This is a genomic window from Bradyrhizobium sp. STM 3561, from assembly GCF_045571455.1.
GTDB classification, from domain to species: Bacteria; Pseudomonadota; Alphaproteobacteria; order Rhizobiales; family Xanthobacteraceae; genus Bradyrhizobium; species Bradyrhizobium vignae.
Genome location: NZ_CP120695.1, coordinates 7,802,407 through 7,826,716, shown reverse-complemented (window position 1 = coordinate 7,826,716; position 24,310 = coordinate 7,802,407). Strand labels below are relative to the sequence as shown.

Annotated in this window: 23 protein-coding genes and 1 pseudogene; 10 read left to right on the top strand and 14 right to left on the bottom strand. The window is 64.5% G+C overall.

What is annotated here, in order from left to right; genetic code table 11:
- The first annotated feature begins 33 nt into the window (after positions 1-33).
- The 3 genes from P6U28_RS37090 (at position 34) to P6U28_RS37080 (ending at position 849) form a co-directional block, all read left to right on the top strand.
- Positions 34-240 (top strand): YdcH family protein, encoded by a 207-nt coding sequence (locus tag P6U28_RS37090; protein WP_008546179.1) that lies wholly within the window; start codon positions 34-36, stop codon positions 238-240.
- 129 nt (positions 241-369) lie between these two features.
- Complete coding sequence (locus tag P6U28_RS37085) at positions 370-576, top strand: hypothetical protein (RefSeq protein ID WP_122405596.1); 207 nt, start codon at positions 370-372, stop codon at positions 574-576.
- 21 nt (positions 577-597) lie between these two features.
- Positions 598-849 carry a hypothetical protein gene (locus P6U28_RS37080; protein ID WP_129144613.1) on the top strand — a complete coding sequence of 84 codons (252 nt, stop codon included), beginning with the start codon at positions 598-600 and terminating at the stop codon, positions 847-849.
- Here the strand turns inward: P6U28_RS37080 and P6U28_RS37075 are convergent.
- Entirely contained in the window at positions 846-1,577 is a 732-nt protein-coding gene (locus P6U28_RS37075; protein ID WP_162500444.1) for a GGDEF domain-containing protein, read from the bottom strand. The two genes, P6U28_RS37080 and P6U28_RS37075, sit on opposite strands and share 4 nt — an antisense overlap.
- Positions 1,578-1,719: 142 nt before the next feature.
- On the opposite strand from P6U28_RS37075, the gene purE reads away from it, so the two are divergent.
- On the top strand, positions 1,720-2,208 hold the full coding sequence (gene purE, locus P6U28_RS37070; protein WP_122405599.1) for a 5-(carboxyamino)imidazole ribonucleotide mutase: 489 nt from the start codon (positions 1,720-1,722) through the stop codon (positions 2,206-2,208).
- Positions 2,205-3,311, top strand: a complete 1,107-nt coding sequence (locus P6U28_RS37065) for a 5-(carboxyamino)imidazole ribonucleotide synthase (RefSeq protein WP_129144612.1) — start codon at positions 2,205-2,207, stop codon at positions 3,309-3,311. The genes purE and P6U28_RS37065 overlap by 4 nt, the downstream gene beginning before the upstream one ends.
- A gap of 39 nt (positions 3,312-3,350) precedes the next feature.
- Here the strand turns inward: P6U28_RS37065 and aqpZ are convergent.
- A pseudogene (gene aqpZ, locus P6U28_RS37060) lies at positions 3,351-4,069 on the bottom strand (aquaporin Z).
- 262 nt (positions 4,070-4,331) lie between these two features.
- On the opposite strand from aqpZ, the gene rpsU reads away from it, so the two are divergent.
- Positions 4,332-4,628, top strand: coding sequence for a 30S ribosomal protein S21 (gene rpsU / locus P6U28_RS37055; RefSeq protein WP_027573137.1), 297 nt, complete (start codon positions 4,332-4,334; stop codon positions 4,626-4,628).
- A 221-nt stretch (positions 4,629-4,849) separates the two neighbouring features.
- Positions 4,850-5,500 carry a tetratricopeptide repeat protein gene (locus P6U28_RS37050; RefSeq protein WP_122405602.1) on the top strand — a complete coding sequence of 217 codons (651 nt, stop codon included), beginning with the start codon at positions 4,850-4,852 and terminating at the stop codon, positions 5,498-5,500.
- A gap of 26 nt (positions 5,501-5,526) precedes the next feature.
- Here P6U28_RS37050 and P6U28_RS37045 read toward each other — a convergent pair whose 3' ends face one another.
- The 10 genes from P6U28_RS37045 to P6U28_RS37000 all read right to left on the bottom strand — a co-directional run bounded on the left by P6U28_RS37045 (position 5,527) and on the right by P6U28_RS37000 (position 15,743).
- On the bottom strand, positions 5,527-6,441 hold the full coding sequence (locus tag P6U28_RS37045; RefSeq protein WP_129144610.1) for a hypothetical protein: 915 nt from the start codon (positions 6,439-6,441) through the stop codon (positions 5,527-5,529).
- Positions 6,442-6,532: 91 nt separating this feature from the next.
- On the bottom strand, positions 6,533-6,817 hold the full coding sequence (locus tag P6U28_RS37040; protein WP_129144609.1) for a cupin domain-containing protein: 285 nt from the start codon (positions 6,815-6,817) through the stop codon (positions 6,533-6,535).
- A 12-nt stretch (positions 6,818-6,829) separates the two neighbouring features.
- The gene (locus tag P6U28_RS37035; protein WP_129144608.1) at positions 6,830-7,927 is read right to left on the bottom strand and encodes a calcium:proton antiporter; all 1,098 of its coding nucleotides are present in this window, start codon (positions 7,925-7,927) and stop codon (positions 6,830-6,832) included.
- 49 nt (positions 7,928-7,976) lie between these two features.
- The gene (locus tag P6U28_RS37030) at positions 7,977-9,311 is read right to left on the bottom strand and encodes a sodium:proton antiporter (RefSeq protein ID WP_244608055.1); all 1,335 of its coding nucleotides are present in this window, start codon (positions 9,309-9,311) and stop codon (positions 7,977-7,979) included.
- Between the two features lie 97 nt (positions 9,312-9,408).
- Positions 9,409-10,206 carry an alpha/beta hydrolase gene (locus P6U28_RS37025; protein ID WP_407123146.1) on the bottom strand — a complete coding sequence of 266 codons (798 nt, stop codon included), beginning with the start codon at positions 10,204-10,206 and terminating at the stop codon, positions 9,409-9,411.
- Between the two features lie 147 nt (positions 10,207-10,353).
- Positions 10,354-11,751: an NAD(P)(+) transhydrogenase (Re/Si-specific) subunit beta gene (locus tag P6U28_RS37020; RefSeq protein WP_164937303.1), complete on the bottom strand. Its 1,398-nt coding sequence runs from the start codon at positions 11,749-11,751 to the stop codon at positions 10,354-10,356.
- Between the two features lie 39 nt (positions 11,752-11,790).
- A complete protein-coding gene (locus P6U28_RS37015; RefSeq protein WP_091888212.1) occupies positions 11,791-12,108 on the bottom strand; it encodes a proton-translocating transhydrogenase family protein in 318 nt (105 codons plus the stop codon).
- 11 nt (positions 12,109-12,119) lie between these two features.
- Complete coding sequence (locus P6U28_RS37010) at positions 12,120-13,247, bottom strand: Re/Si-specific NAD(P)(+) transhydrogenase subunit alpha (protein WP_209295118.1); 1,128 nt, start codon at positions 13,245-13,247, stop codon at positions 12,120-12,122.
- Between the two features lie 140 nt (positions 13,248-13,387).
- Positions 13,388-13,540 carry an aa3-type cytochrome c oxidase subunit IV gene (locus tag P6U28_RS37005; protein ID WP_122405609.1) on the bottom strand — a complete coding sequence of 51 codons (153 nt, stop codon included), beginning with the start codon at positions 13,538-13,540 and terminating at the stop codon, positions 13,388-13,390.
- A 157-nt stretch (positions 13,541-13,697) separates the two neighbouring features.
- On the bottom strand, positions 13,698-15,743 hold the full coding sequence (locus P6U28_RS37000) for a M3 family oligoendopeptidase (RefSeq protein WP_407120785.1): 2,046 nt from the start codon (positions 15,741-15,743) through the stop codon (positions 13,698-13,700).
- A gap of 127 nt (positions 15,744-15,870) precedes the next feature.
- On the opposite strand from P6U28_RS37000, the gene P6U28_RS36995 reads away from it, so the two are divergent.
- The 3 genes from P6U28_RS36995 (at position 15,871) to P6U28_RS36985 (ending at position 21,863) form a co-directional block, all read left to right on the top strand.
- Positions 15,871-17,364: a sigma-54-dependent transcriptional regulator gene (locus P6U28_RS36995; protein WP_407120784.1), complete on the top strand. Its 1,494-nt coding sequence runs from the start codon at positions 15,871-15,873 to the stop codon at positions 17,362-17,364.
- 350 nt (positions 17,365-17,714) lie between these two features.
- On the top strand, positions 17,715-19,958 hold the full coding sequence (locus P6U28_RS36990) for a L,D-transpeptidase family protein (RefSeq protein ID WP_407120783.1): 2,244 nt from the start codon (positions 17,715-17,717) through the stop codon (positions 19,956-19,958).
- Between the two features lie 285 nt (positions 19,959-20,243).
- On the top strand, positions 20,244-21,863 hold the full coding sequence (locus P6U28_RS36985; RefSeq protein ID WP_312016175.1) for a DUF882 domain-containing protein: 1,620 nt from the start codon (positions 20,244-20,246) through the stop codon (positions 21,861-21,863).
- Positions 21,864-21,989: 126 nt separating this feature from the next.
- Here the strand turns inward: P6U28_RS36985 and P6U28_RS36980 are convergent, their stop codons facing one another.
- Both P6U28_RS36980 and P6U28_RS36975 read right to left on the bottom strand, forming a co-directional pair.
- The gene (locus P6U28_RS36980; protein WP_122405614.1) at positions 21,990-22,415 is read right to left on the bottom strand and encodes a DUF1801 domain-containing protein; all 426 of its coding nucleotides are present in this window, start codon (positions 22,413-22,415) and stop codon (positions 21,990-21,992) included.
- 47 nt (positions 22,416-22,462) lie between these two features.
- Positions 22,463-24,229 (bottom strand): adenylate/guanylate cyclase domain-containing protein, encoded by a 1,767-nt coding sequence (locus P6U28_RS36975; RefSeq protein WP_407120782.1) that lies wholly within the window; start codon positions 24,227-24,229, stop codon positions 22,463-22,465.
- Between the last annotated feature and the right edge of the window lie 81 nt (positions 24,230-24,310).

Genomic DNA, 24,310 nt, shown 5'->3' with positions numbered 1-24,310 from the left:
ATTCACGGCTATCGGTTTTCGGCCACCGCAGACATGACCAATGAAGATGAGCGTGAGCTCGAAGCCGAGCTCACCCGGTTGCAGCAGGAACACCGAGATCTCGATGCGGCGATCGATGCGTTGCATCAATCGCCCGCGCCCGACCTATTGCGGTTACAGCGGCTCAAGAAGCGCAAGCTGTTGTTGCGCGACCGCATCGCGTTCATCGAAGACCAGATTACCCCCGACATCATCGCCTGAGCCTAAGCCGGTCTTTCGCGGCGCTCGCCGCAGCTGAATCCACTTGACTCAAAAAGAACAAAATAGGAACATTCGAAGGATCCCAGCGGCCCCAGGAAAATGCAAAGACAAGGCACAAGGACAACGCAGATGTCGGCAACGCCTCTTCTCGACAACAGCCATTATGAACAGGCCTGCGATCAGGCGATCGCGATGTGCGACGGCAATCTGCGCAGCACCATCAAGGCGCTGATCATGGCCAACGAATATCTGGAAGCCGAGCTGGAGGAATTGCAGGCGGCGATTTCGGCCGGCTGCATTCCGGAAACCTCGCGGAGCAAGAGCAGCGCCGCCTGAGTTCATCATTGGAGCAACGCCATGTCAGATGTGACCTACTACGTTGCAATGCCCTTCTTGATCGATGCCGACGGCTCGCCGGTCGCGGGCGCCGCGGAGGAGTGTCAGTCCTCGACGGCGGCGCTACGACGCGCAGAGATTCTCGCGCGCGGCGCCGGCCATATCGGCGCGATCGCGTTCAGCCGCAGCGGCGATCCCATGACCGGCGAGTTCGGTGACGCGACGCTGCTGCGCAAATTCGGCAACGTGCCCGAAGATCTTGCGACTCTCTAACGCTCGCCGCTGGCCAGCCTGATCCGCGGCTCGTGCCGGCGGTGCGCCTTGCGGACGTACATGGCGGCATCGGCCTCCTCCAGGGCGCGGCCTGCGTCGGAGTGGGGACCGAGCAACGCGACGCCGGCAGAGGCGCCTGCGGTCACGTGCTGCCCGCGGAAGACGAAGGACAATTCGTCGATCGCCTGCTCCAAGGCCGTGGCCTTCGCCTTGGCATCGGTCTCGCTGAGATTCCAGAGCAGCAGCGCGAACTCGTCGCCCCCGAGCCGGCCGACCACGTCGGAGGCGCGCACCTGTCGCGTCAGCGTGGCGACAATCGCCTTGAGCACCTCGTCGCCGGCGGCATGGCCGAAGGAATCGTTGATCGGCTTCAGCCGGTCGACGTCGAGCACGATCAGCGCCCCGCTGGCGCGGTAGCGCTTCATATAGGCGATGGCGCGCGCGAGCTCGCGCTCGAAGCCGCGCCGGTTGTGAATTTCGAGCAGGAAATCGGTGTCGGCCGCAGCTTCCAGCTCCGCGACCCGGCGCTGCGCTTCCTTGAGCTTGGCCCGCAAGCCCCGGATCGTCGCCCTGACGTTGTCTCTGGCTCCGTCATCATCCAACGCGGCGCGCCGCGACGGCTTCGCCCGACGCTTGGTCGGCCGTTTGGGGGCGGCATTGGATCGGCCGGCGCTGGTCTTCCGGCCCTCTTTGGCCTTCGCGGCGCTAGCCCTTTTTGGTTTCTTCATGGGCATCCTGCTCAATGAAGGCTTGCGGGGATTCACCAAGACAGGATAGTGGATTCCCTTCTCCTTGCCACCGCCTTGCGAGCCGCCGGCCGGAACCTTTAATCTGGCCTATCTTTCTGTTTTTCCGGGCACATTTGATGTCATGACCGCGCCGATCGCCATCATCATGGGAAGCCAGTCGGACTGGGACACGATGCGGCATGCCGCCGACACGCTTGACGCGCTCGGCATTGCCGCCGACAGCCGCGTCGTCTCGGCCCACCGCACTCCCGACCGGCTGTTTGCTTTCGCCAAGGGCGCCAAGGCCGCGGGTTACAAGGTCATCATCGCCGGCGCCGGTGGCGCCGCACATCTGCCCGGCATGGCGGCGGCGCTGACGGAACTCCCGGTATTCGGCGTTCCCGTCGAATCCAAGACGCTGAAGGGCGTCGATTCGCTCTATTCGATCGTCCAGATGCCAGCGGGCATCCCGGTCGGCACCCTCGCCATCGGCAAGGCTGGCGCGATCAACGCCGCGCTGCTGGCAGCCGCCGTGCTGGCATTGTCCGACCCGGCCTTGTCCGATCGCCTCGCCGCCTGGCGCAAGGCTCAAACTGAGGCGGTCGCCGAGCGCCCGGAGGACAAGGCGTGACCGACACCAGGCACGTGAAGCTGAAGCCCGGTGACACCATCGGAATCCTCGGCGGCGGACAATTGGGCCGGATGCTGGCCATGGCCGCGGCCCGGCTCGGCCTGCGCTGTCAGGTGTTCTCGCCCGATCCGGATTCGCCGGCCTTCGACGTCGTGCTGAACGCGACCTGCGCCGAATACGCCGATGTCGAAGCGCTCGAGCTGTTCGCGAGCGACGTCGATGTCATCACCTACGAATTCGAGAACGTGCCTGCCGCCGCCGCGATGGTGCTGGACGCGCGCCGCCCGGTGCTGCCCAATCGCAGGATCCTCGAGACCACCCAGGACCGGCTCGCCGAGAAGGATTTCGTGACGAAGCTCGGCATCGGCACTGCGGCCTATGCCGACGTCACCTCCGTCTCCTCGCTACGCGAGGCGATCCTGAGAATCGGCCTCCCGGCCGTGGTGAAAACCCGCCGCTTCGGCTATGACGGCAAGGGCCAGGCCATCATCCGCGAGGGCGACGACATCGCCAAGGTGTGGACCAGTCTCGGCACCAAATCGGCGATCCTGGAGGCCTTCGTGCCGTTCGAGCGCGAGATCTCCGTGATCGCTGCACGGTCGGCCACAGGCCAGGTCGAGTGCTTCGACGTCACCGAGAACGAACACCGCGACCACATTCTGAAAATCTCCCGCGCACCGGCACCGATCCCGGACGCTCTCGCCGATGAAGCGCGCAGCGTCGCGACCAAAATCGCAAACGCGCTCGATTATGTCGGCGTGCTCGCCGTCGAGATGTTCGTGCTCGCCAATGGCACCGGAGCGAAGGTACTGGTCAACGAGATCGCCCCGCGCGTGCACAATTCCGGACACTGGACGCTCGACGGCGCTTCGGTCTCGCAATTCGAGCAGCACATCCGCGCGATCGCCGGCTGGCCGCTCGGCAAGCCGGTGCGCCATGGCGAGGTCGTCACCATGACCAACCTGATTGGGGACGAGATCAAAGATTACGAGAAGTGGCTCACCGTGCCGGGCGCCACCGTCCACATCTACGGCAAGGGCGCGCCGCGTCCCGGCCGCAAGATGGGTCACGTCACCGAAGTGCGCCCCACCATCGGCAAGTAACGGGACCGCAGCTTCGACCTGCGATCCCGCTCTTTGCGATCACGCGGTCTTCACGCCCGCGACGACGCCGGTAGGCTCCTCGCTGACCCAGCGATAGATCACCCCACCCAGAGCGCCGCCGATCAGCGGTGCAACCCAGAACAGCCAGAGTTGCGACAGCGCCCAGCCGCCGACGAACAGTGCCGGGCCGGTGCCGCCGGGTTCACCGACGTGTTGGTGACGGGAATGCTGACGAGATGGATCATCACCAGCGCGAGCCCGATCGCGAGCGGTGCGAAACCCGCCGGCGCGCGGCCGTGGGTGGCACCCATGATGATGAACAGGAACATCATGGTCATCACCGCCTCGGTGAGGAAGCACGCGATCATGCTGTACTGGCCGGGCGAATGCGCATCATAGCCGTTGGAGGCGAAGCCCTTGCCGACATCGAATCCGGGCGCTCCGCTCGCGATGACGTACAGCAGCCACGCGGCGACGATCGCACCCGCCACCTGGGCGATCACGTAGGGCAGGATCTGACCCGCCGGAAAGCGGCCACCGGCGGCGAGACCGACCGTGACAGCCGGGTTGAGATGGCAGCCCGAGATGTGGCCGATCGCATAAGCCATGGTGACGACGCTCAGGCCGAACGCAAGGGAGACACCGACCAGGCCGATGCCGACCTGGGGGAAGCCGGCGGCGATGACCGCGCTCCCGCAGCCTGCGAAAGTGAGCCAGAAGGTGCCGATGGCCTCGGCGGCGTATTTTTTCATGTCCATGGACAGTCCCCTCATTTCAAAGAGGCCGGAACAAAGCCCCGGTCACGGCCCCCCAAATGGCGCCAAATCTCCAAAATCGGGGCCGCATGGAGGTATTTTCGCCGCATTTAATGGCCGAACTTGGCCCGAAAACCCGCTTGGCCGGTGGACATCTCTGGTTTTGTCTGATACATCCCCGCGCTCAAGGTTAAGGGCGCCGGGCTTTTGCCATCCCCTTTGACTTACCAGAATTCAAATCCGATCCACCTGAAGAGGATGCCGCGTGCAGGTTCTCGTTCGCGATAACAATGTTGATCAAGCCCTCAAGGCGCTGAAGAAGAAGATGCAGCGCGAGGGAATTTTCCGCGAGATGAAGCTCCGCGGTCATTACGAGAAGCCCTCCGAGAAGAAGGCCCGCGAAAAGGCCGAAGCCGTGCGCCGTGCGCGCAAGCTGGCCCGCAAGAAGCTGCAGCGCGAAGGCCTGCTGCCGATGAAGCCGAAGCCGGTGTTCGGCGCCGGCCCGGGCGGTGATCGCGGCGCTCGTGGCGGCGCCGGTGCAGGCCCGCGCGGCCCGCGCTGATTTGCCGAACCTGTAAGACCTCAGTTTTCGATGACGCGGGCCCTTGGCCCGCGTCATTGTTTGTGAGCGGTGCCTTTCCGGGACGGGCACTACCGATGCGGCGCTAAAGCGCGAATGAGACTGGGACGAATTATCATCGCGCTTTGGTTTTGTTCGAGCATGATCTCTTCGGAAAACCGCTTCAGACTTCCGGAGCATGCTCTAGCGCGAGCGAACCGTAGATGGCCTCTCCCTTCCCCGAGCGTGGCTTGCCGCGGCTACGCCAGATCTGGCGGCAGCCGTTCGCGCTGGCCGTGATGGGGATTGCGCTCTGCGGCTGCTCATTCGATCTCGGATCGCTACTCCCCGAGAAGGACAAGCCGCAAGAAGCACCCAAGACGGCCGCGCCCACCGAGAGCGCGGTGAGCGCCGGCAACATCGCCGAAGCTCAGGCCCACACCGCAAAGGCCCAGTCGCTGGCGAAGTCAGGCGAGACCGCGGCAGCGCTCGACGAGTTCAATCGCGCGGTCGGGCTCGACCCCTACAATGCGCAGGCGCTTTATGGCCGCGCGCTGATCTACCAGGGCAAGAACCAGCACGACTTCGCGATCGCCGATTTCAGCGCTGCGAGCGGGCTCAACCCGCAAAAGGCCGAGCCGCTGCTCGGTCGCGCCAACAGCTATCTTGCGCTCGGCAAGAACAAGGAGGCCGCAGCCGATCTCGATGAAGCCTCCGAGGCCGATCCGCACAACGCCCAGGTCTGGACCACGCGCGGACAGGCCTATGAGCGGCTGGGCGACAGGGCCAAGGCGGCGGCGTCCTACACCAAGGCGGTCGCGCTGCGTCCACGCGATGACGCCGCCCGCAGCGGCCTCGCCCGCGTCGGCGGCTGACGGTTTGGCGCAACGCGGAGCGCAGCTCAGTCGGGGGTAGCGCTCTTCGGCAGAACGGCGTTGAACATCGACTTCATGCCCGACAGCATCTCGTCGGCGACATTGGTCTTCTTCGGCCGCGGCATGGAGGCGCCAGCGTCGGCACGCAGATCGAGCGGTGGCGCGATGACCGGCACGGGAATGTCAGCCGGCGGCGTCACCCGATTCGGATCGTCGCTGCTGACCGAGGCCGTGTAGGGCGGATTGGAGCCACCATTGCCATAGGCCTCAGATGAGGGCGTCGATACAGTGATCGGCGGCGGCAGCGGACGAACCGGGGCCGGCTCCATGCTGACGACCCGCGGAGCCTCCGGCGTGCGGGTGGCTTCCCGCACCACAGGCTCTGCCGGCCGCTCGGCTTGCTTGGTCTCCGACGAGCGAACCTCGGCGGGCCTGGTTTCGGAAGATCTGGCCTCAGCGGCCTTGCCCTCAGGCGACTTGCGCAGGCGCTCGATCGCGGCACGCGCGAGATCGTTGGCGTCGGGGGTGGCGGCTGGAGAAGCCGCAGTCGCGGCAGAATTGGCCTCAACCACAGGAGCAGAGGCAGCCGGAGCGGACTTGGCCGCGGCCTTGTCGCGCGGACGGCCGCGCGGGCTGATTTCGGCGGGAGCCACGTCTGCGGCCTTGGTCTCGACAGGCGCCTGATGATCGGCAGGCTTCTCGGCCGCCGCCTTGTCCGTGACGTTCTTCTCGGAGATGCCCTTGGCTTTGACGCCGGGGGCAGGAAGGTTGGCGGTATCGGTGGGCTTGTCACTGCCGGTCTTGGCAGGCGCGACCGCGGCGGCTGGAGTGTCGGCCGCCGGCTTGGCGTTGATGTAATGATTAACGATGTAGGCCCCGATGATCGTCGCGAGCACCGAGGGGAAAATATCCATCGAAATTTTTGCGAGGTATTTCAGCATTCCGACCACTCCCCGCGCGATCTGATGCGGGAACTTTAGGGCATTGTGAGGGATCAACTGCGACGGATCGATGGCAAACGGTCGCGCCAACTCAACGTTTTAGCTCGACTTCAACGAACACGATCTCAGTTGAGGTTTCGTTAAGTACGTCATGTTGGACGCCCGCCTTGCGGAAGTAGGATTTTCCGGCGGCGAGTTGCGCCTTGGACCGTTCGCCATTGGGCGCCACGATGGTCATCTCGCCGGCGACCACGGGCACGATCACATAGTCCATGCCGTGGGTGTGATGGCCGGTCGCGCTGCCAGGCGGAAGGCGCCATTCCGTGACCCGGACCTCTTCGTTGTCGACCTGAACCTCGGACCTGGCGGCAAGCATCTGGAGTTCCTTTTACGGCACGAAAACCATGAACACGTAGACGGCAAATACCACCATATGGACCAGGCCGAACAGGACATTGGTCCTGCCCGTGCCGAAGGTCAGCATGCTCAGGAAGAAGGTCAGCAGCAAAAGCACGCTGCCCTGGGCGCTGAGGCCGAGTTCGAGCTCCTTGTCGAGCGCGTAGGTGGCGACGCCGACGGCGGGGATGGTCAGGCCGATGGTCGCCAGCGACGAGCCGAGCGCGAGATTGATGCTCTTCTGGAGGTCGTTCTTGCGGGCCGCCGCAATGGCCGCGACACCCTCGGGCATCAGGATCAGCAGCGCGACCAGAAGGCCGGCGAAGGCCGGCGGCGCGCCGATCCTGGCGCCGACGGCATCAACCACCAGCGAGAATTTCTTGGCCAGCAGCACGACTGCCAGCAGCGAGACCAGGAGCAGCGCCACGGTGAGCCCGAACATCCCGGCCGACAGGTGCCCCTCCCCGCCCTCGCCCTCCGTCCGTTCATGAACGAAGTAATCCTTGTGCAGGACGATCTGGGTGTAGAGAAAGACCCCATACAGCGCGAGCGTGACGACATCGACGAAGCCGAGCTGGACCGAGGAATAGACCGGGCCAGGTGTGGTGATGGTGTAGTTCGGCAGGATCAACGTGATGGTCGCGAGCGCGAACAGCACGCTGAGATAGACGTTGGCGCCGGAGAGCTGAAAACCCTGCTCGCGATAGCGCAGGCCGCCGATCAAAATGCAGAGGCCGACGAGGCCGTTGCAGACGATCATGACCACGGCGAACACGGTGTCGCGGGCCAGTTCCGGCGCAGGCTTGTCGCCCAGCATGATCGTGGTGATCAGCACCACCTCGATGATGGTCACCGAGAGCGTCAGCACCAGCGTGCCATAGGGTTCGCCGACCCGCTCCGCGATCACTTCGGCATGATGAACAGCGGCGAACACCGTGCCGAACAGGATAACCAGAAGGACGATGGCGAAGAGAAGCCCGCCAAACGACAGCGTGAACACATAACCGGTCGCGCTGACGGCTGCGAACAACAGCACGGCGAGCGCGGGGAAGATCCAGGCCGACCGGGGCATCGGACTATATGCGCTCATCCACCGCTTCCAGTTGCTTGAATGAGCAGTATCAAATCAGGCGCGAGATTCAATGCCACTGCAGGATCGGGGCGACCGGCAGGAACGTCAGCAGCAGGAACAGCGGGACCAGCACGGCGCCCGCGCGCAGGAGATAGCCGAAGAAGCTCGGCATCTCGACGCCATTCTCGCTGGCAATGCTGCTCACCATGAAGTTAGGCGCGTTGCCGATATAGGTGAGCGCACCCATGTAGACCGCCCCCATGGAGATCGACGCGAGCGTGCCCGAGAGCTCATGCATCAGCACCCGCGGGTCGCCACCGGCGAGCTCGAAGAACAACAGATATGTCGGCGCATTGTCGAGGAACGCGGACATCAGGCCGGTGAACCAGAAATAGGCGGCCTCGCGTGGTGCGCCGTTCGGCTCCGTCACGGCCGACAGCAGCCAGGCGAACGCACCGTCATGGCCGGCATTGAGCATGGCAATGACCGGGATGATGGCGACGAAGATCCCTGCGAACAGCTTGGCGACCTCGCGGATCGGCTCCCAGGTGAAGCCGTTGGCTTGCCTGTGCTCGTCGGGCGTCAGCCACACCGAGAGCGCCGCGATCACCAGCAGCACCAGATTGCGGACGACATCCTCCAGCTCCAGCTTGGTGCCAAGAATGTCGAAGGCGATGGCCGGCTTCCAGAGCGCCGATGCGAGCAGGCTGGCGACGATGGCCGCGATCAGCAGCAAATTGACCAGCCCGCGGACGCGGACCGGCTGTGCCGGGCCGGTGTCATCGAGCGGCGGCTCGCTCCGGAAGCGCCAGACGTCGACAGCGACGAAGATCGCGAGCAGCAGCCCGGCCACGATCACGGTCTGCAACCAGATGGTCCGCGTGGTCCAGAAGAAGTCGACGCCGTGCAGGAAGCCGACGAAGAGCGGGGGATCGCCAAGCGGGCTCAGCGCGCCGCCGACATTGGCAACGAGGATGATGAACAAGATGACGACGTGGGTGTTGTGGCGCCGCAGCCGGTTGGCGCGGAGCAAGGGGCGAATCAGAATCATCGCGGCACCCGTGGTGCCGACGACGCTCGCCCCGAACGTGCCGAGTGCAAGAATGCCCAAATTGCTCGCCGGCGTCGCCTTGATGTCCCCTGTGATGAGGATGCCACCGGCCACGACGTAGAGCGAGAACAGCAGCACGATGAAGCCGAGATATTCGGCGAGCATGGCGTGAACGAGCGCCGCCAGCGTCGCCATGCCGCCGGCAAAGAAGACGAGCGAGGCGAGCGCCAGCAGCGCCCAAGCCGCGGCGATCTTGCCGTAATGATGGTGCCAGAATTTCGCAAAAAGCAGCGGCCCCAAGGCGATCGACAGCAGCAAGCCGGCAAAGGGCAGCGCATAGGGCCAGCGCATCGCCGCACCATCGAGCCCCGTCGCCGCCAGCGCATTCTGCGGCAGAAGCGTCAAGCAGAAGACAGCGAGTACGAGAACGCAACGTTGCACTAAGCTGTCAGCCGCCAATGAACCCTCTCGCCGTTTCGATCGCGCCATATTGATCGAGATTGTCGTGCCCGCCGCCCACCATGCGAACGAACCGCTTGGGCTCATGGGCGAGTGCGAACAGACGCTCTCCGAAGATGATCGAAATGGCAAGGTCGTTAGTGCCATGCATGACAAGCAGCGGCACCGTGACGCGCGCCATGCGCCGGTCCGAATGGAACGGATCGCGCATCAGAAGGCGGACCGGCACGAACCAGAACGACGAAGCCGCAACGTCGACGGTCGATGTATAAGGCGCCTCCAGGATGAGCTTTCCAACGCGATGTTCCGAGGCGATGGCAACCGCCACGCCCGTCCCCAGAGAGAAGCCCCACGCGACGATTCGTTCCGCTGCATAGCGCGCAGCGGTGAAGGCGTAAGCGGCCGCAGCGTCGTACAGCAGCCCCTGCTCGCTCGGCATCCCGCTCGAGCCCGCATAGCCGCGATAGGACAGGGCAACGAGGCCGGTGCCGTCGGCGGTCATCGCCTTGAAACGGCTGATGCGGCCGGCGAGAAAATCGCCATTACCCGGGAAGTACAGGATCACGGAATGGCCGGGGTTGGCCGGCACGTGCCAGAGGATGACTCTCTCACCGTCCGACGTGGTCAGGACATGCTCTTCCGCCTCGGGAAGGCCGGCGGCATCGGGAGCGGTGCGGCCGACGGGCGGGATCGGAAACAGCATCTCGCGCTGGCGGACATACAGCACGAGGAGACCGGCGCAATAGACGGTCACGAGCACAATGGCGATCCACTTGACGATGGTCATCATTGCACGGCCCGCCCTCGGGTTGAGACCAGGGCTTGCGACGGCTCCGCAGCAAGGCAGCTGCACGCCACCTTGTGGGCAGCGCCATTTGACGCGCCGCTCGCGCATGGCTTTGGGCCGCCCCGGATGGGACGGTCCCTTCCGCGATTACATCGCCTTGACGATGTTCTCGGTGACCTTCTTGGCGTCGCCGAGCAGCATCATGGTGTTGTCGCGATAGAATAGCGGGTTGTCGATGCCGGCATAGCCGGAGGCCAGCGAGCGCTTGATGAACATCACCGTACCGGCCTTCCAGACCTGGAGCACCGGCATGCCGTAGATCGGAGAGGACTTATCCTCTTCCGCAGCCGGATTGGTGACATCGTTGGCGCCGATCACGAAGGCGATGTCGGCCTGCGCGAACTCGGAGTTGATGTCCTCGAGCTCGAACACCTCGTCATAGGGCACGTTGGCTTCGGCGAGCAGCACGTTCATGTGGCCCGGCATGCGGCCGGCGACCGGGTGAATGGCGTATTTCACCTCGACGCCTTCCTTCTTCAAGACATCGGCCATTTCGCGCAGCGCGTGCTGAGCCTGCGCCACCGCCATGCCGTAGCCGGGCACGATGATGACCTTGGAGGCGTTCTTCATGATGAAGGCGGCGTCGTCCGCCGAACCGAGCTTGGCCGGCTTCTGCTCGCCCGTACCGCCGCCGGCGGCAGCGGTCTCGCCGCCGAAGCCGCCGAGGATGACCGAGATGAACGACCGGTTCATCGCGTGGCACATGATGTAGGACAGGATCGCGCCCGACGAGCCGACCAGCGCGCCGGTGATGATCAGCGCGGAGTTGCCGAGCGTGAAGCCGATGCCGGCCGCGGCCCAGCCGGAGTAGGAGTTCAGCATCGAGATCACGACCGGCATGTCGGCGCCGCCGATCGGGATGATCATGAGCACGCCGAGCAAGAGTGCCAGGATGACGTTCAGCCAGAAGAACACCGGGCTGCCGGTCATCACGAGGCCGACGATGCACACGACGAGCGCAATCGCGAGCGCGATGTTGATGAGGTGCCGCGCCGGCAGGATGATCGGCGCACCGCTCATGCGGGCAGACAGCTTCAGGAAGGCGATCACCGAGCCGGTGAAGGTCAGCGCGCCGATGGCGACGCCGAGCGACATCTCGACCAGGCTCTGGGTGTGGATGTGCCCGGGCGTACCGATATCGAAGGCTTCGGGCGCATAATATGCTCCCGCCGCGACCAGCACCGCGGCCATGCCGACCAGCGAGTGGAAGGCGGCGACCAGCTCCGGCATCGAGGTCATCGGCACGCGCCGCGCGATCACCGCGCCGATGCCCCCGCCGATCGCGACTGCGAGGATGACCAGCACCCAGGCGAGGCCATCCGCCGGCGGATGATTGGCCAGCGTGGTGGCGACCGCGATCGCCATGCCGATCATGCCGAACAGATTGCCCTGGCGCGACGATGCCGGGCTCGACAGCCCGCGCAGCGACAGGATGAACAGCACCCCCGCCACGAGATACAAGAATGCAGAGAGATTGGCGCTCATCTCAGGTCCCCATTGATCCCTTCAGCCCGAGGTGGCCGCTTACTTCGACTTCTTCTTGTACATCGCCAGCATGCGCTGGGTGACAAGGAAGCCGCCAAAAATGTTCACGCAGGCGAAGATGAGCGCGACGAAGCCGAAGCCGCGCGCCCAGCCCGAGCCGCTCGAAACCATGCCGACGCCGACCGCGAGCAGCGCGCCGACCACAATCACCGAGGAGATCGCGTTGGTCACGCTCATCAGCGGCGTGTGCAGCGCCGGCGTCACCGACCACACCACGAAATAGCCGACGAAGACGGCGAGGACGAAGATCGACAGCCGGAAGATGAAGGGATCGACGACCTGTGCAACATGCTCCATGACGGCTCTCCTTAAACCTTCGGCTGGAAGTTCGGGTGGATCACGGCACCGTCTTTCGTCAGCGCGGTCGCCTTGACGAGCTCGTCGTCCCAGTTCACGGCGAGCTGCTTCTCCTTCTTGTCGACCATGGTCTCGATGAAGGAGAACAGATTGCGGGCATAGAGGCTGGAAGCCGAGGCCGCGACGCGGCCGGCGACGTTGGTGTAGCCGACGATCTTGATGCCATCGAGATCGACGACCTCGCCGGCCTTGACGCCTTCGACATTGCCGCCGCGCTCGACGGCGAGATCGACCAGCACCGAGCCCGGCTTCATCGACCTGACCATGTCGGCACTGACGAGCTTCGGCGCCGGGCGGCCCGGGATCAGCGCGGTGGTGATCACGATGTCCTGCTTCTTGATGTGCTCGGCGGTGAGCGCGGCCTGCTTGGCCTGGTATTCCCTGGACATTTCCTTGGCGTAGCCGCCGGCCGTCTGCGCGTTCTTGAACTCCTCGTCCTCGACGGCGAGGAATTTCGCACCGAGCGATTCCACCTGCTCCTTGGTCGCGGGCCGGACGTCGGTTGCGGTGACCACCGCGCCGAGGCGGCGCGCGGTCGCGATCGCCTGGAGGCCGGCGACGCCGACGCCCATCACGAACACCTTCGCCGCGGGCACGGTGCCGGCCGCGGTCATCATCATCGGGAAGGCGCGGCCGAACGCCTCGGCGCCCTCGATCACGGCGCGGTAGCCCGCAAGGTTGGCCTGCGAGGACAGCACGTCCATCACCTGCGCGCGGGTGATGCGCGGCATCAATTCCATCGCGAAGGCAGCAACGCCGGCATCGGCCATAGCCCTCAGCGCAGCCTCGTTGCCATAGGGATCCATGATGGCGATGACGAGCGCGCCGCGCTTGTACTGCGAAAGCTCGGACGCCTCCGGGCGTTTCACCTTGATGATGATATCCGCGTCCTTGAGCGCATCGGCGCTGACGGTGGCACCGGCGGCGGTGAACTCGGAATCCGGCAGGCCCGACTTGATACCGGCACCCGGCTCGACAGCAACCTCGGCGCCCAGCGCCTTGAACTTCTTCACCGTATCGGGCGAAGCAGCGACCCGCGGCTCGAGCGGATCGATTTCCTTGGCAACGGCGATCTTCATAGCTCCTCCGGCGGCGCGGGACAGCGCACGCGCAAACTAAGCGTTACTCCCGCGGCGTTCGATACCGGTTCTGGGACCGGTTTGTATGCAAGTTTTCTGAGCAGCAGCTGCCGTTGGCGTGTGCAGCTGCCGAAGACGGGTCAGGTGAGGAAGATCGCCATCAGGATCACGATGAGCGCGACCGAAGCCGTGCCGTACTTCACCAGCTTGATGAAGCCCTCATAGGTCTGCTCGTGCGAAACGTAGTCGTTGCCGTCGGCGGTGCTGTACGCAACTTCGCTATGATCTGCCATGGATGTCCCCAGTCGAAAGTCGAATTCTTCGGCTGGGATACCTTAAACCGTCGGACAGGGCAACGGCACGGAGGGGCGGTTTTCCAGCAAATAGGCTCATTTGGAATCCCGATTATCGCGGATCCAAAGCGCTCGCTTGCCTTTGCTGAACCGCGGTTCAACGGATACCCGGCGCCGCCCCTGCCCTGAATTCGGGCACCCTCTCCTCAGCCCATTGCCCCAGCTCGTCGATCATGCCGGCGATGACCGAGAGACCGCCATCCCAGAACTTGGGGTCCTTGGCGTCCAACCCGAACGGGCGCAGCAGCTCGGAATAGTGCTTGGTGCCGCCGGCGGCGAGCATGTCGAGATAGCGCTCCGCAAAGCCTTCGGCCGCGTTCTCGTAGACCGCATAAAGCGAGTTCACGAGACAGTCGCCGAAGGCGTAGGCGTAGACGTAGAATGGTGAGTGGATGAAGTGCGGGATGTACATCCAGTAGTTCTCGTAGCCCGCCTTGATCTCGATCGCCGGACCGAGGCTCTCCCCCTGCACCGACAGCCAGATCTCGCCGAGCCGGGTCGCGGTGAGCTCGCCGTTCTTGCGCTCGGTGTGGACCGCACGCTCGAAGGAATAGAACGCGATCTGCCGCACCACGGTGTTGATCATGTCCTCGACCTTGCCGGCGAGCAGCGCCTGTCGCTGCTTTGCGTTCCTGGTCTGGGCAAGGAGACGCTTGAAGGTGAGCATCTCGCCGAACACGCTCGCAGTTTCGGCCAGCGTCAGTGGCGTCGGCGCCATCAGCGCGCCGTTCTTTGCCGCCAGCACCTGATGGACGCCATGGCCGAGCTCGTGGGCGAGCGTCATCACGTCGCGCGGCTTGCCCTGGTAGTTCATCAGCACGTAGGGGTGTGCCGACGGCGTGGTGGGATGCGAGAACGCCCCCGGCACCTTGCCCGGCCGCACCGGCGCGTCAATCCAGCGGTCCGTGAAGAAGCGCTCGGCGATATCGGCCATCTCAGACGAGAAGCCGCGATAGGCCGTCAGCACCATGCTTCGCGCCTCCGGCCAGGCGATAACGTCGGTCGCCGCGAACGGCAGCGGCGCGTTGCGGTCCCAATAGGCCAGCCGCTTCTTGCCGAACCACTTCGCCTTGAGCGCGTAATAGCGATGCGACAGCTTTGGATAGGCTGCGCGCACCGAGGCGACCAGCGCGTCGACGACCTCGCGCTCGACGCGGTTGTTCAGATGGCGGGAATCCGCGACGTCCTTGAAACCGCGCCAGCGGTCGGAGATGTCCTTGTCCTTGGCAAGCGTGTTGGTGATCAGCGCAAAGGTGCGTTCATTGGCCTTGAAGGTTTTCGCCAGCGCCTCCGCCGCGCTCTTGCGCTTTAAGCCGTCGCGGTCCTGCAGCAGATTGAGCGTCGGCTCGATCGCGAGCTCCTTGGAGCCGACCTTGAAGCGCAGGCCCGAGATGGTCTGATCGAACAGCCGGTTGAAGGCGGAATAGCCGGTCTGTGCCTTCTCCAGGAAGAGCTGCTCGAGCTTGTCATCGAGCTGGTAGGGCTTTTCCTTGCGCAGATCCTCGATCCAGGGACGATAGTGCGCGAGCTCGGTGGCCTGCATCGCGCGATTCAAAATATCGTCATCGATCCGATTGAGCTCGAGCGCGAAGAACAACAGATGCGTGGACGCCGCCGTCAGGCGCTCGGACACGTCGCCGTAAAACTTTGAAATCGCAGGGTCCACGCTGTCGCCGGCATGCACGAGGCCGGCATAGGAACCGAGGCGGCCGGCGAGATCGTCGATCGCCTCATAGCGTCGCACCGCCTCGGCGAGCCATTTTCCGCCATTTTCGTTTGCTGTCCCTGTCGCCAGCTTGCCCTTGTAGTCCGTCTCGAAGGCAACGCAGTCGGCGTCCAACGTTTCGAGATCGCGCGCCACTTCCGGCGCATCGATCCCGGAATAGAGATCGGCCAGGTTCCACTCCGGAAGCTTGCCGGTCTTGCTCGCAGCCTTGGAGGGTTTTGTCTTGGCGGCAGATGTCTTGGCGACAGATGTCTTGGCGGCAGATGTCTTAGCGGCAGATGTCTTAGCGGCAGATGTCTTGGCGGCGGTGGTCTTGGTGGCGGGCTTGCGGAGGGCAGACTTTGTGAGAGCGGTCTTCGTGAGAGCGGTCTTCGTGAGAGCGGTCTTCGTGAGAGCGGTCTTGGAGCGCGAATTCATTGTGTGGGAAACCTGTGTTCAACAATCGCGGCGGCGGGCGGGGGCATCAAGGTTTAAGCGTGCGTTAATCGGCTTCGGCCAGAGTGCCCCGATTCGAGACAGATAGTAGTAGCGTGCGGGGAACACCATGGCTGCCAGTATTTTGATCGCCGACGACGACGCTGTAGCCCGCCGGCTGGTCGAGAACATGGTGCAGAAATGCGGCTATGAGACGGTCGTCGTGGACTCCGGCGACGCCGCAATCGCCGCCCTCACCGCGCCCGATGCACCGGCCATCGACGCCGTCATCCTCGATCTCGTGATGCCCGGCCTCGACGGCATGGGCGTATTGGCGAAGATCCGCGAAGCGGGCCTGAGCATCCCCGTCATCGTGCAGACCGCCCATGGCGGCATCGACAACGTGATCTCGGCGATGCGGGCGGGCGCGGCCGATTTCGTCGTCAAGCCGGTCGGCGTGGAGCGGCTCCAGGTGTCCTTGCGCAACGCGCTCAACACGTCGGCGCTCAAAGGCGAATTGCAGCGTATCCGTCACAGCCGCGAAGGCCGGCTGACCTTCTCGGACATCATCACGCGCTCGGAGGCCATGACGGGCGTGATGCGAGCCGCACAGAAGGCGGCAAACTCCGCGATCCCCGTGCTGATCGAGGGCGAGTCCGGCGTGGGCAAGGAGATGTTTGCGCGCGCTATCCATGGCAGCGGCGAGCGCAAGGCCAAGCCGTTCGTCGCGGTCAATTGCGGCGCGATTCCCGACAATCTCGTCGAGTCCATCCTGTTCGGCCACGAGAAGGGCGCCTTCACCGGCGCCACCGAGCGGCACATGGGCAAGTTTGTCGAGGCCCATGGCGGCACGCTGTTTCTGGATGAAGTCAGCGAGCTGCCGCTGACCGCGCAAGTGAAGCTGCTGCGCGCGCTCCAGGAAGGAGCCGTGGAGGCAGTCGGCGGCCGCAAGCCGGTCAAGGTCGACGTCCGCATCATCTCGGCCACCAATCGCAAGCTGCTGGAGCGGGTGAAGCAGGGACATTTCCGGGAAGACCTGTTCTATCGCCTGCACGTGCTGCCGCTGACGATCCCTTCGCTGCGCGCCCGCCGTGAGGATATCCCGCATCTGCTCAGACATTTCATCGCGCGCTTTGCCGCCGAGGAGAACCGCCCCATCACCGGCATCAGCGGCGAGGCCGTGGCTCAGCTTGCCCAGCTCGACTGGCCCGGCAACATCCGCCAGCTCGAGAACGCGGTCTACCGCGCGGTGGTGATGAGCGACGCCGACCAGCTCGGCCTCTGCGATTTCCCCCTGCTCGCCTCCCAGGCGCATCCCATCACGGATATTCCGACCGCGCCGCTGATGCTCGAGCCCCCAATGCCTTCTGTGGTCTCAGGTAGTGAAATACCAATCGCTCCGCTCCCCGCCGTAGGAACTCTCGCCCTGCTCACCGCGACGGGGGATGTCCGCTCGCTGGAAGACATGGAGAACGAGATCATCCGCTTCGCGATCTCGCACTATCGCGGCCAGATGTCCGAAGTGGCTCGCCGGCTCAAAATCGGCCGGTCAACGCTGTACCGCAAACTCGACGAGGCGGGGGTTCCCGGACATGGCGGCAAAAGCGGTGAGGAGACGCACTGAGTCCAGTGCGAACGGCGGTTCGCGCAACGGCGCGAGACGGCCGTAAGCCGTTCGCATGACGACAGAATTCGACTGCGATTTGAACCGTGACCTGGAAGTGACAGACAGAGGGAAAAGCGCGTGGCAGAAGCGCACAATCCGTTGCCAAGAGGCTCCGTTGAAGTCAGTTTGTCGTGAGTTGTTCCCGGTAGCGCTGGCTGCAAAATCGGGGCCTGTATATCGTCTGCGTAGGAATCGTTGCGTGCAGGCGTGCAACTTTCGAGAGGCCGGCGCGGTTTAGCCGAAACTCACCAATAGGCGATAACGAAGCTGTTCCACGAGGGGACAGCTCACCCGAGGGGTGCGACACAATGCGTGACTGTTTGAACCACCGTGCGGGCTTTGACCGTGTCTTGATGACGGTCGCGGCGACCTTCCTCACGGTGTCGGCCAGCTCGGCCCTGGCGCAGGATCAGGCGCGCAGCAGCGCAGCAGAGCTTGCGATCGAAGCTGCGATCCCGCGCCCCGAGCCGGCCAACGTCCCGCCTCCGACTGCGGCCGACATCAAGCTCGACAGCACCGCCACAGTGCAGGACTCCAGCAAGGAAACTGCGAGGGAGTCGATTAAGGCGGACGCCGCGCCGGCACCGGACAAGGTCGAGACCAAGCCGTCCGACGTCGCCACCACGCCCGCGCCCGAAGCGCCGAAGAGCGAGACGGCGAAGACCGAGCCCGCCAAGACCGAGCCTGCCAAGACCGAGCCTGCCAAGACCGAGCCCGCCAAAACCGAGCCCGCCAAGGCTGACACCGCCACCGTCACGCCGGCCGCTCCCACGGCACCTGCTGCCGCAGCGGCTCCCGCCGCTGAGCCCGTGAAGGCAGCGAGCAACGTGCCCGCCGCCGACCAGCCGGTCGCGGACAAGCTCAAGGACGTCATCGGCGCCAAGGCCTCGCGCTATTTCGACCACAAGAACGAGCGCGCGGCGGTCGAGAAGTTTTACGGCGCCCGCGATTTCGCGCCGGTCTGGACCCAAGGCGGCGCCCTGACCGCCGCGGCCAAGGGCGTGATCGCGCGGCTGAAGGACGCGGCGTCCGACGGCCTCAATCCCGCCGACTATCCGGTGCCGGATTTCGCCGCCGCCACCACCCCCGATGCGCTGGCGGATGCCGAGCTCAAGCTCACCGCCAGCATGTTCGACTATGCGCGCCATGCCCAGAGCGGCCGCATGCACTGGTCGCAAGTCAGCGCCGACATCCTCTATCCCGAGCATCCGGTCGATCCGAGCGAGGTGCTGACCAAGGTCACGACCGCGGCGGATGCCTCCGCGGCGCTCGACAGCTACAACCCGCCGCACAAGCTCTACAAGGCGCTGAAGGCCAAGCTCGCCGAGCTGCGCGGCCAGGGCAATGGCCCGGTGATCGAGATCGCCGAGGGCCCTTCGCTGAAATACACCCCGGCCGGCAAGAAGCAGGCTGAGGTGGTGGTGGAAGATCCGCGCGTGCCGCAGCTCCGCGCCAAGCTCGGTATCACCGAGAACGCCAGCGACACCCGCTATGACGCAGCGGTCGCAGACGCCGTGCGCAAATTCCAGAGCGGCGCCGAGATGAAGCCGACCGGCATTCTCGACGACAAGACGGTCAAGGCGCTCAACACCCCGAAGCGCGATAAGCAGATCGACACCGTGCTGGTGAACATGGAGCGCTGGCGCTGGCTGCCGCGCGATCTCGGCGCGCCTTCACTGGGCGATGCCTATGTCATCCTCAACATTCCCGACTACACGCTGAAAGTGATGCAGCACGGCCAGCAGGTCTGGACCACCCGCGTCGTCACCGGCAAGCCGGGGCAGCACGCCACCCCGCTGCTGACCGAGACGATGAAGTACATCACGGTCAACCCGACCTGGAACGTGCCGCCGTCGATCGTCTACAACGAATATCTGCCGGCGCTTCAGCAGGACCCGACCGTGCTCCAGCGCATGGGCCTCAAGCTCGAACAGAACCGCGACGGCTCGGTGCACATCTCGCAGCCGCCGGGTGAAGCCAACGCGCTCGGCCGCATCCGCTTCAACTTCCCGAACAAGTTCCTGGTCTATCAGCACGACACGCCGGACAAGAACCTGTTCGCCAAGGAAGACCGCGCCTTCAGCCATGGCTGCATGCGAGTGCAGAATCCGGATCAATACGCGTCCGTGCTGCTCAACATCACCATGCCGAGCGAGAAGTACACGCCCGAGCGCGTGCGCAGCATGTATGGCAAGAGCGAGATCGACCTGAAATTCCCGACGCCGATCCCGGTCAACATCACCTATCAGACCGCGTTCGTGGACGATGCCGGCAAGCTGCAATTCCGCAAGGACGTTTACGGCCGCGACGCGACCATGCTCAACATCCTGAAGAACAACCGCGGCAAGGACCTCGAGGCCGTCGTGGCCCATTCTCAGCCGAGCTATTCCCGCCCGGCGACGACGCTGCCATCAGGGGTCGCGGTGGCCAACAATGGCGGCGGCTTCGGCTCGTCTGGACCAAACTTCTTCGAGCGGCTGTTCGGAGCGCCGGCCTCGACCCAACCGCCAGCGCCAGTCGGCCGTCGTCCGCAGCGGGTGTTTACCCGCTGAGCCCGGCTCAGCGCCTGGTTCACAAGAATTCTGCAATGAAATCAGCGGCCCTGTCCTCTGGATGGGGCCGTTTAACGTTAACCATTCTCCAACCTGCGTTCGGGCAGCGGGCGTTTTTTTGCCACAGTCAACCGTTTAGGATCGTAGTCTGACTTGGTTTGGGGGCGGGAAGGTCAACCTCGAATTAACCTTCTCGCTTTAAGAAAGCGTTCATCCTCTTTCGCGCTGCTAACGGGGTTGGCGGGAGAGTCCATTTGAACGCTCGTCGACTGGGTGGGCTCATACGTGCTGACTGGTTTCGCACGCCAATTCGCTGTGCTGTCGTTGTCCCATGCGGGCGTGAAGGCCGGATCCCGGATCGGCCTCGCGGCTGCATTGCTGCTTGCGGCCGCCGGTTCGGTTCATGATGCCGCCGCGCTGAACGAGACCAAGACGCTCTCCTTCCACCATACCCATTCCGGCGAAGATCTCACCGTCACCTTCAAGCGCGACGGGCGCTACGACGAAGCGGCGCTGAAGCAGCTCAACCACTTCCTGCGCGACTGGCGCACCCAGGAGGAGACGGTGATGGACCGTCGCCTCTTCGACATCCTCTGGGAAGTCTATCGCGACGTCGACGGCAAGCAGCCGATCCAGATCATCTCCTCCTATCGCTCTCCCGCCACCAACGCCATGCTCCGCCGCCGCTCATCCGGTGTGGCGCGCTTCAGCCAGCACATGCTGGGACATGCGATGGACTTCTACATCCCGGGCGTGCCGCTGGAGCAGATCCGCTTCGCCGGCCTGCGCCTGCAGCGCGGCGGCGTCGGCTTCTACCCGACCTCCGGCTCGCCTTTCGTGCACCTCGACACCGGCAGCATCCGGCACTGGCCGCGCATGACGCATGACCAGCTCGCGCGCGTGTTCCCGGACGGCAAGACGGTGCATCTGCCAACCGACGGCACGCCGCTCAAGGGCTATGAGCTCGCCAAGGCCGAGATCGAGCGGCGCGGCAGCGGCGACGATGCCGGCAGCAAACCGAATTTCTTCGCCGCCTTGTTCAAGGGCAAGTCGGCAGCTCCAGCCGCCAGCGACGAGGATGACGAGGGCGCGCCCGCCCCGGCCGCGAAGCCGGCGGTGCCGACCGTCGTCGCAGCCGCCGCTAAGCCCGCCGAGCCGGTGCCGACGCCGCGCGCCAAGCCGCAGATCGGCGCAACCCTCCAGCTTGCTTCGGCCGATGCGCAGATCGTTGCGCCGCCCAAGCCGAAGGCCGGGCCCGTGGCTGACAAGCCGCCGACTGGCAAGCCTGTTGACGGAAAGCCGGAGACCCCGGCCGACATCATCAATGCCCGCGGCTTCTGGGATGATGTCCCGGCTGCGCCGCAGCAGGCCACGCCAGCGCAGGTCGCAGCACTGAAGGCTCGCCAGGCACTCGCCGCCACCACCGATCCGCAACCAACCGCGAGCGTGTCCAACGCAGCCTTCCAGGCCCTGGCTTACGCGCCCGCGGCCTCCCCCGTCGATCGCGCCAATGTCGTCGCCGCCTCCGCGCCGATCCCGCGCACGGCCCGCCCCGCCGCGACGTCCCGCAGCGTGGCTCAGGCGACGGAGATCAACACGGTGGTCGGCAAGAGCATCGACGGCAGGATCGCAACCGCGACCCGCCTCTCCGCAGCCAAGGGCGAGAGCGTCTGGCTCAAGATCCTGATGCTATCGCCGAGCGCCAGCCGCGCCATGTCGGTGACGCTGATGGGCGAACTCGATTTGGCTGCGCTGCGCGGCTATTTCGTCAAGCCGAAGGCCGTGATCGCGATGGGCTTCTCCGACGACCCGATGCAGGGCCTGTCCTGCGACAATTTCTCCGGCAGCGCGACCGCAAAGCTCGAGACGACCTCGTTCGTCGTGCGCACCGCCGCGCTGCGCTGATCGCCCTTACTATTTTCAAGAAATCAATCTCGTAGCCCGGATGGAGCGAAGCGCAACCCGGGAAAGCGGCGCGTGCTGCGCGAGACCCCGGATTTCGCTGCGCTCCACCAGGGCTACAAGTCCGCCTTATCGCGCTTTTTTGCCCCGCCGATCCAGATGATAGGTCAGCGCCAGCGACAAGCAGACGGCGAGCTCCCGCTTCGGCAATTTGCCCGCAACCGGCAGCAGCAACGCCCTGGTCTGCCGGTACTCGAACTGATCTGGAAAGCGCTCGCGAAAGGTGTCGACCAGTGTCGTCTTGCAGTTGAACAGAATGGCGGCGTGATCGGAATCCTTCAGGCGGCCGAGCCTGATCGTTGAGCCGCTGCCTGTCTCTTCGGTCAGATAGGCGGGCTCGCCCCATTTCAGCGTTTCGCTGAGCCGGCCGACCTCCTCATGCGCCGCGGCGGTCGCAAAGATCAGATCGCGCACCTGAAGGAGCCGCCGGCGCATTGGCGCCGGAAAGGCGTCGAAGGCGCGGCTCACCTCGCGCCGCAATATCGGCTCGGTCACAGTCTCACTCTCGATGGATCGGCAATCGGTCTCCGCCGTGCGCCAGATCAAGGAGGCAGGCCTGCCCGGAGGAGGCCTGCCTCATAGCGCTGACGATCGACCTCCCGCTTATAATGCTGGGTGGAAAGATGATTGGCGACGGAAAATGCCGGCTCACGCTTGAGAACTTCGGCCGCGTGCGCGCCGGCAGCCACGGCATTGCCCATCTGCGCGAAGATCCCGGCGAGGAACGCATGATGGGTGTGATCGGGGCGTGAGATCCGCGAGAGGGCTTCGGCGGCTTCGGCGTATTTCTCGGCACAGTAATAGGCGCGCCCGAGATGGCTCCAGAATCGTTCCGGGTGATACGGGTTGAGCCGCATCGCCTTCTTGATCCAGTCGATCCCCTCCTCCGGTCTTCCCAGCCAGGTCAGCAGTTCGCCCTGCTGCACCACTACGAGGTCATAATTCGGGTTGAGCGCGAGCGCGCGTTCCTGATGGTAAGTGGCCTTATCATGGTCGTCGCGATTCAGATTGAGTGCCGCGAGGATGCGGTGGACGTCGGCGTCATTGTCGTCGAGAACCAGCGCGGTTTCCAGCTCTGAAGCCACCTGCTGGAAGGTGGCGTCGCGATCCGCGCACCAATTATAGACCCAGGTCTGGCCCAGAACGCACGCCTTCCACGCATGCGCGTGCGCATAGCTCGCGTCGAGTTCGAGCGCCCGGTCGAGCAGAAGTTGCGCCCGCGCATTGTCTTCGCGATTGGAGCGATGATGCAAGACCTTCGCGGCCAGCACGCATTCGTAGGCCGCCATGTTGTCCGTCGGCTTGCGGTTCGCGCGATCGTGCGTCGCCGCCTCGACGCGGCCGGGCAACGTGGCGGCGATCGCCCGGGTCATCTCGTCCTGGATGGCGAAGATGTCCTTGAGCTCGCCATCGTAACGCTCGGCCCAAATGTGCCGATCCGTCTCCGCATCGATCAGCTGCACGGTGACGCGGACGCGATCCCCGGCCTTTCGCACGCTTCCCTCGATGACGTAGTCGACACCGAATTCGCGGCCAACATCCTGTACCTTGACCGACTTTCCCTTGTACACGAAGGTCGAGTTGCGCGAGATCACCAGCAGATCGTGGAAGCGTGAAAGCTCGGTGATGATGTCCTCGGTGAGACCGTCGGCGAAGAACTCCTGCTCCGGATCGCCGCTCATATTGGCGAACGGCAGCACGGCGATCGACGGCTTCTTCGACTTGCCAGTCGGCTTTGCGGCGGCCGTCGCACCGGCTGGCGTGCTTGCCGGCACATCCTCCAATCGGATCCGGTAGACGCGGATGGCGCGCGCGATGTTCTTGACGTTCTGCTCGCCGATGTCTTCGAATGCGACGCCATCGAGGCGCTCGCCGAGCTGGTCGCGAACCGCGCTGGAGATGCAGATGCCTCCGGGCTCGGCGAGCGTCTCCAGCCGCGCCGCGACGTTGACGCCATCGCCGAAAATGTCGTTCTGATCGACGATGACATCGCCGAGATTGATGCCGATGCGGAATTGTATCCACCGCGGCGGCGGCACATCCGCGTTGCGCCGCGCCATGCGATGCTGAACCTCAGCGGCACACAGCACGGCATCGACGACGCTGTGGAATTCGACCAGCAACCCGTCGCCGGTCGTCTTGATGATACGACCGCGATTCTTGGTAATAGCGGGATCGATGAGTTCGACCCGATGGGTCTTGAGGCGCGCAAGTGTGCCGGCCTCGTCGACCTCCATCAGTCGGCTGAAGCCGACCATGTCTGCGGCGAGAACTGCGGCAAGCCTGCGCTCTGGTCCCGGCACATCCATCGCTCGGTCCCTTCACCGAGCACTCTAGCAGATGACGAGATTTCGCCCAAGCTTGGTGCGCTGCAACGCCTCTAGACAAAA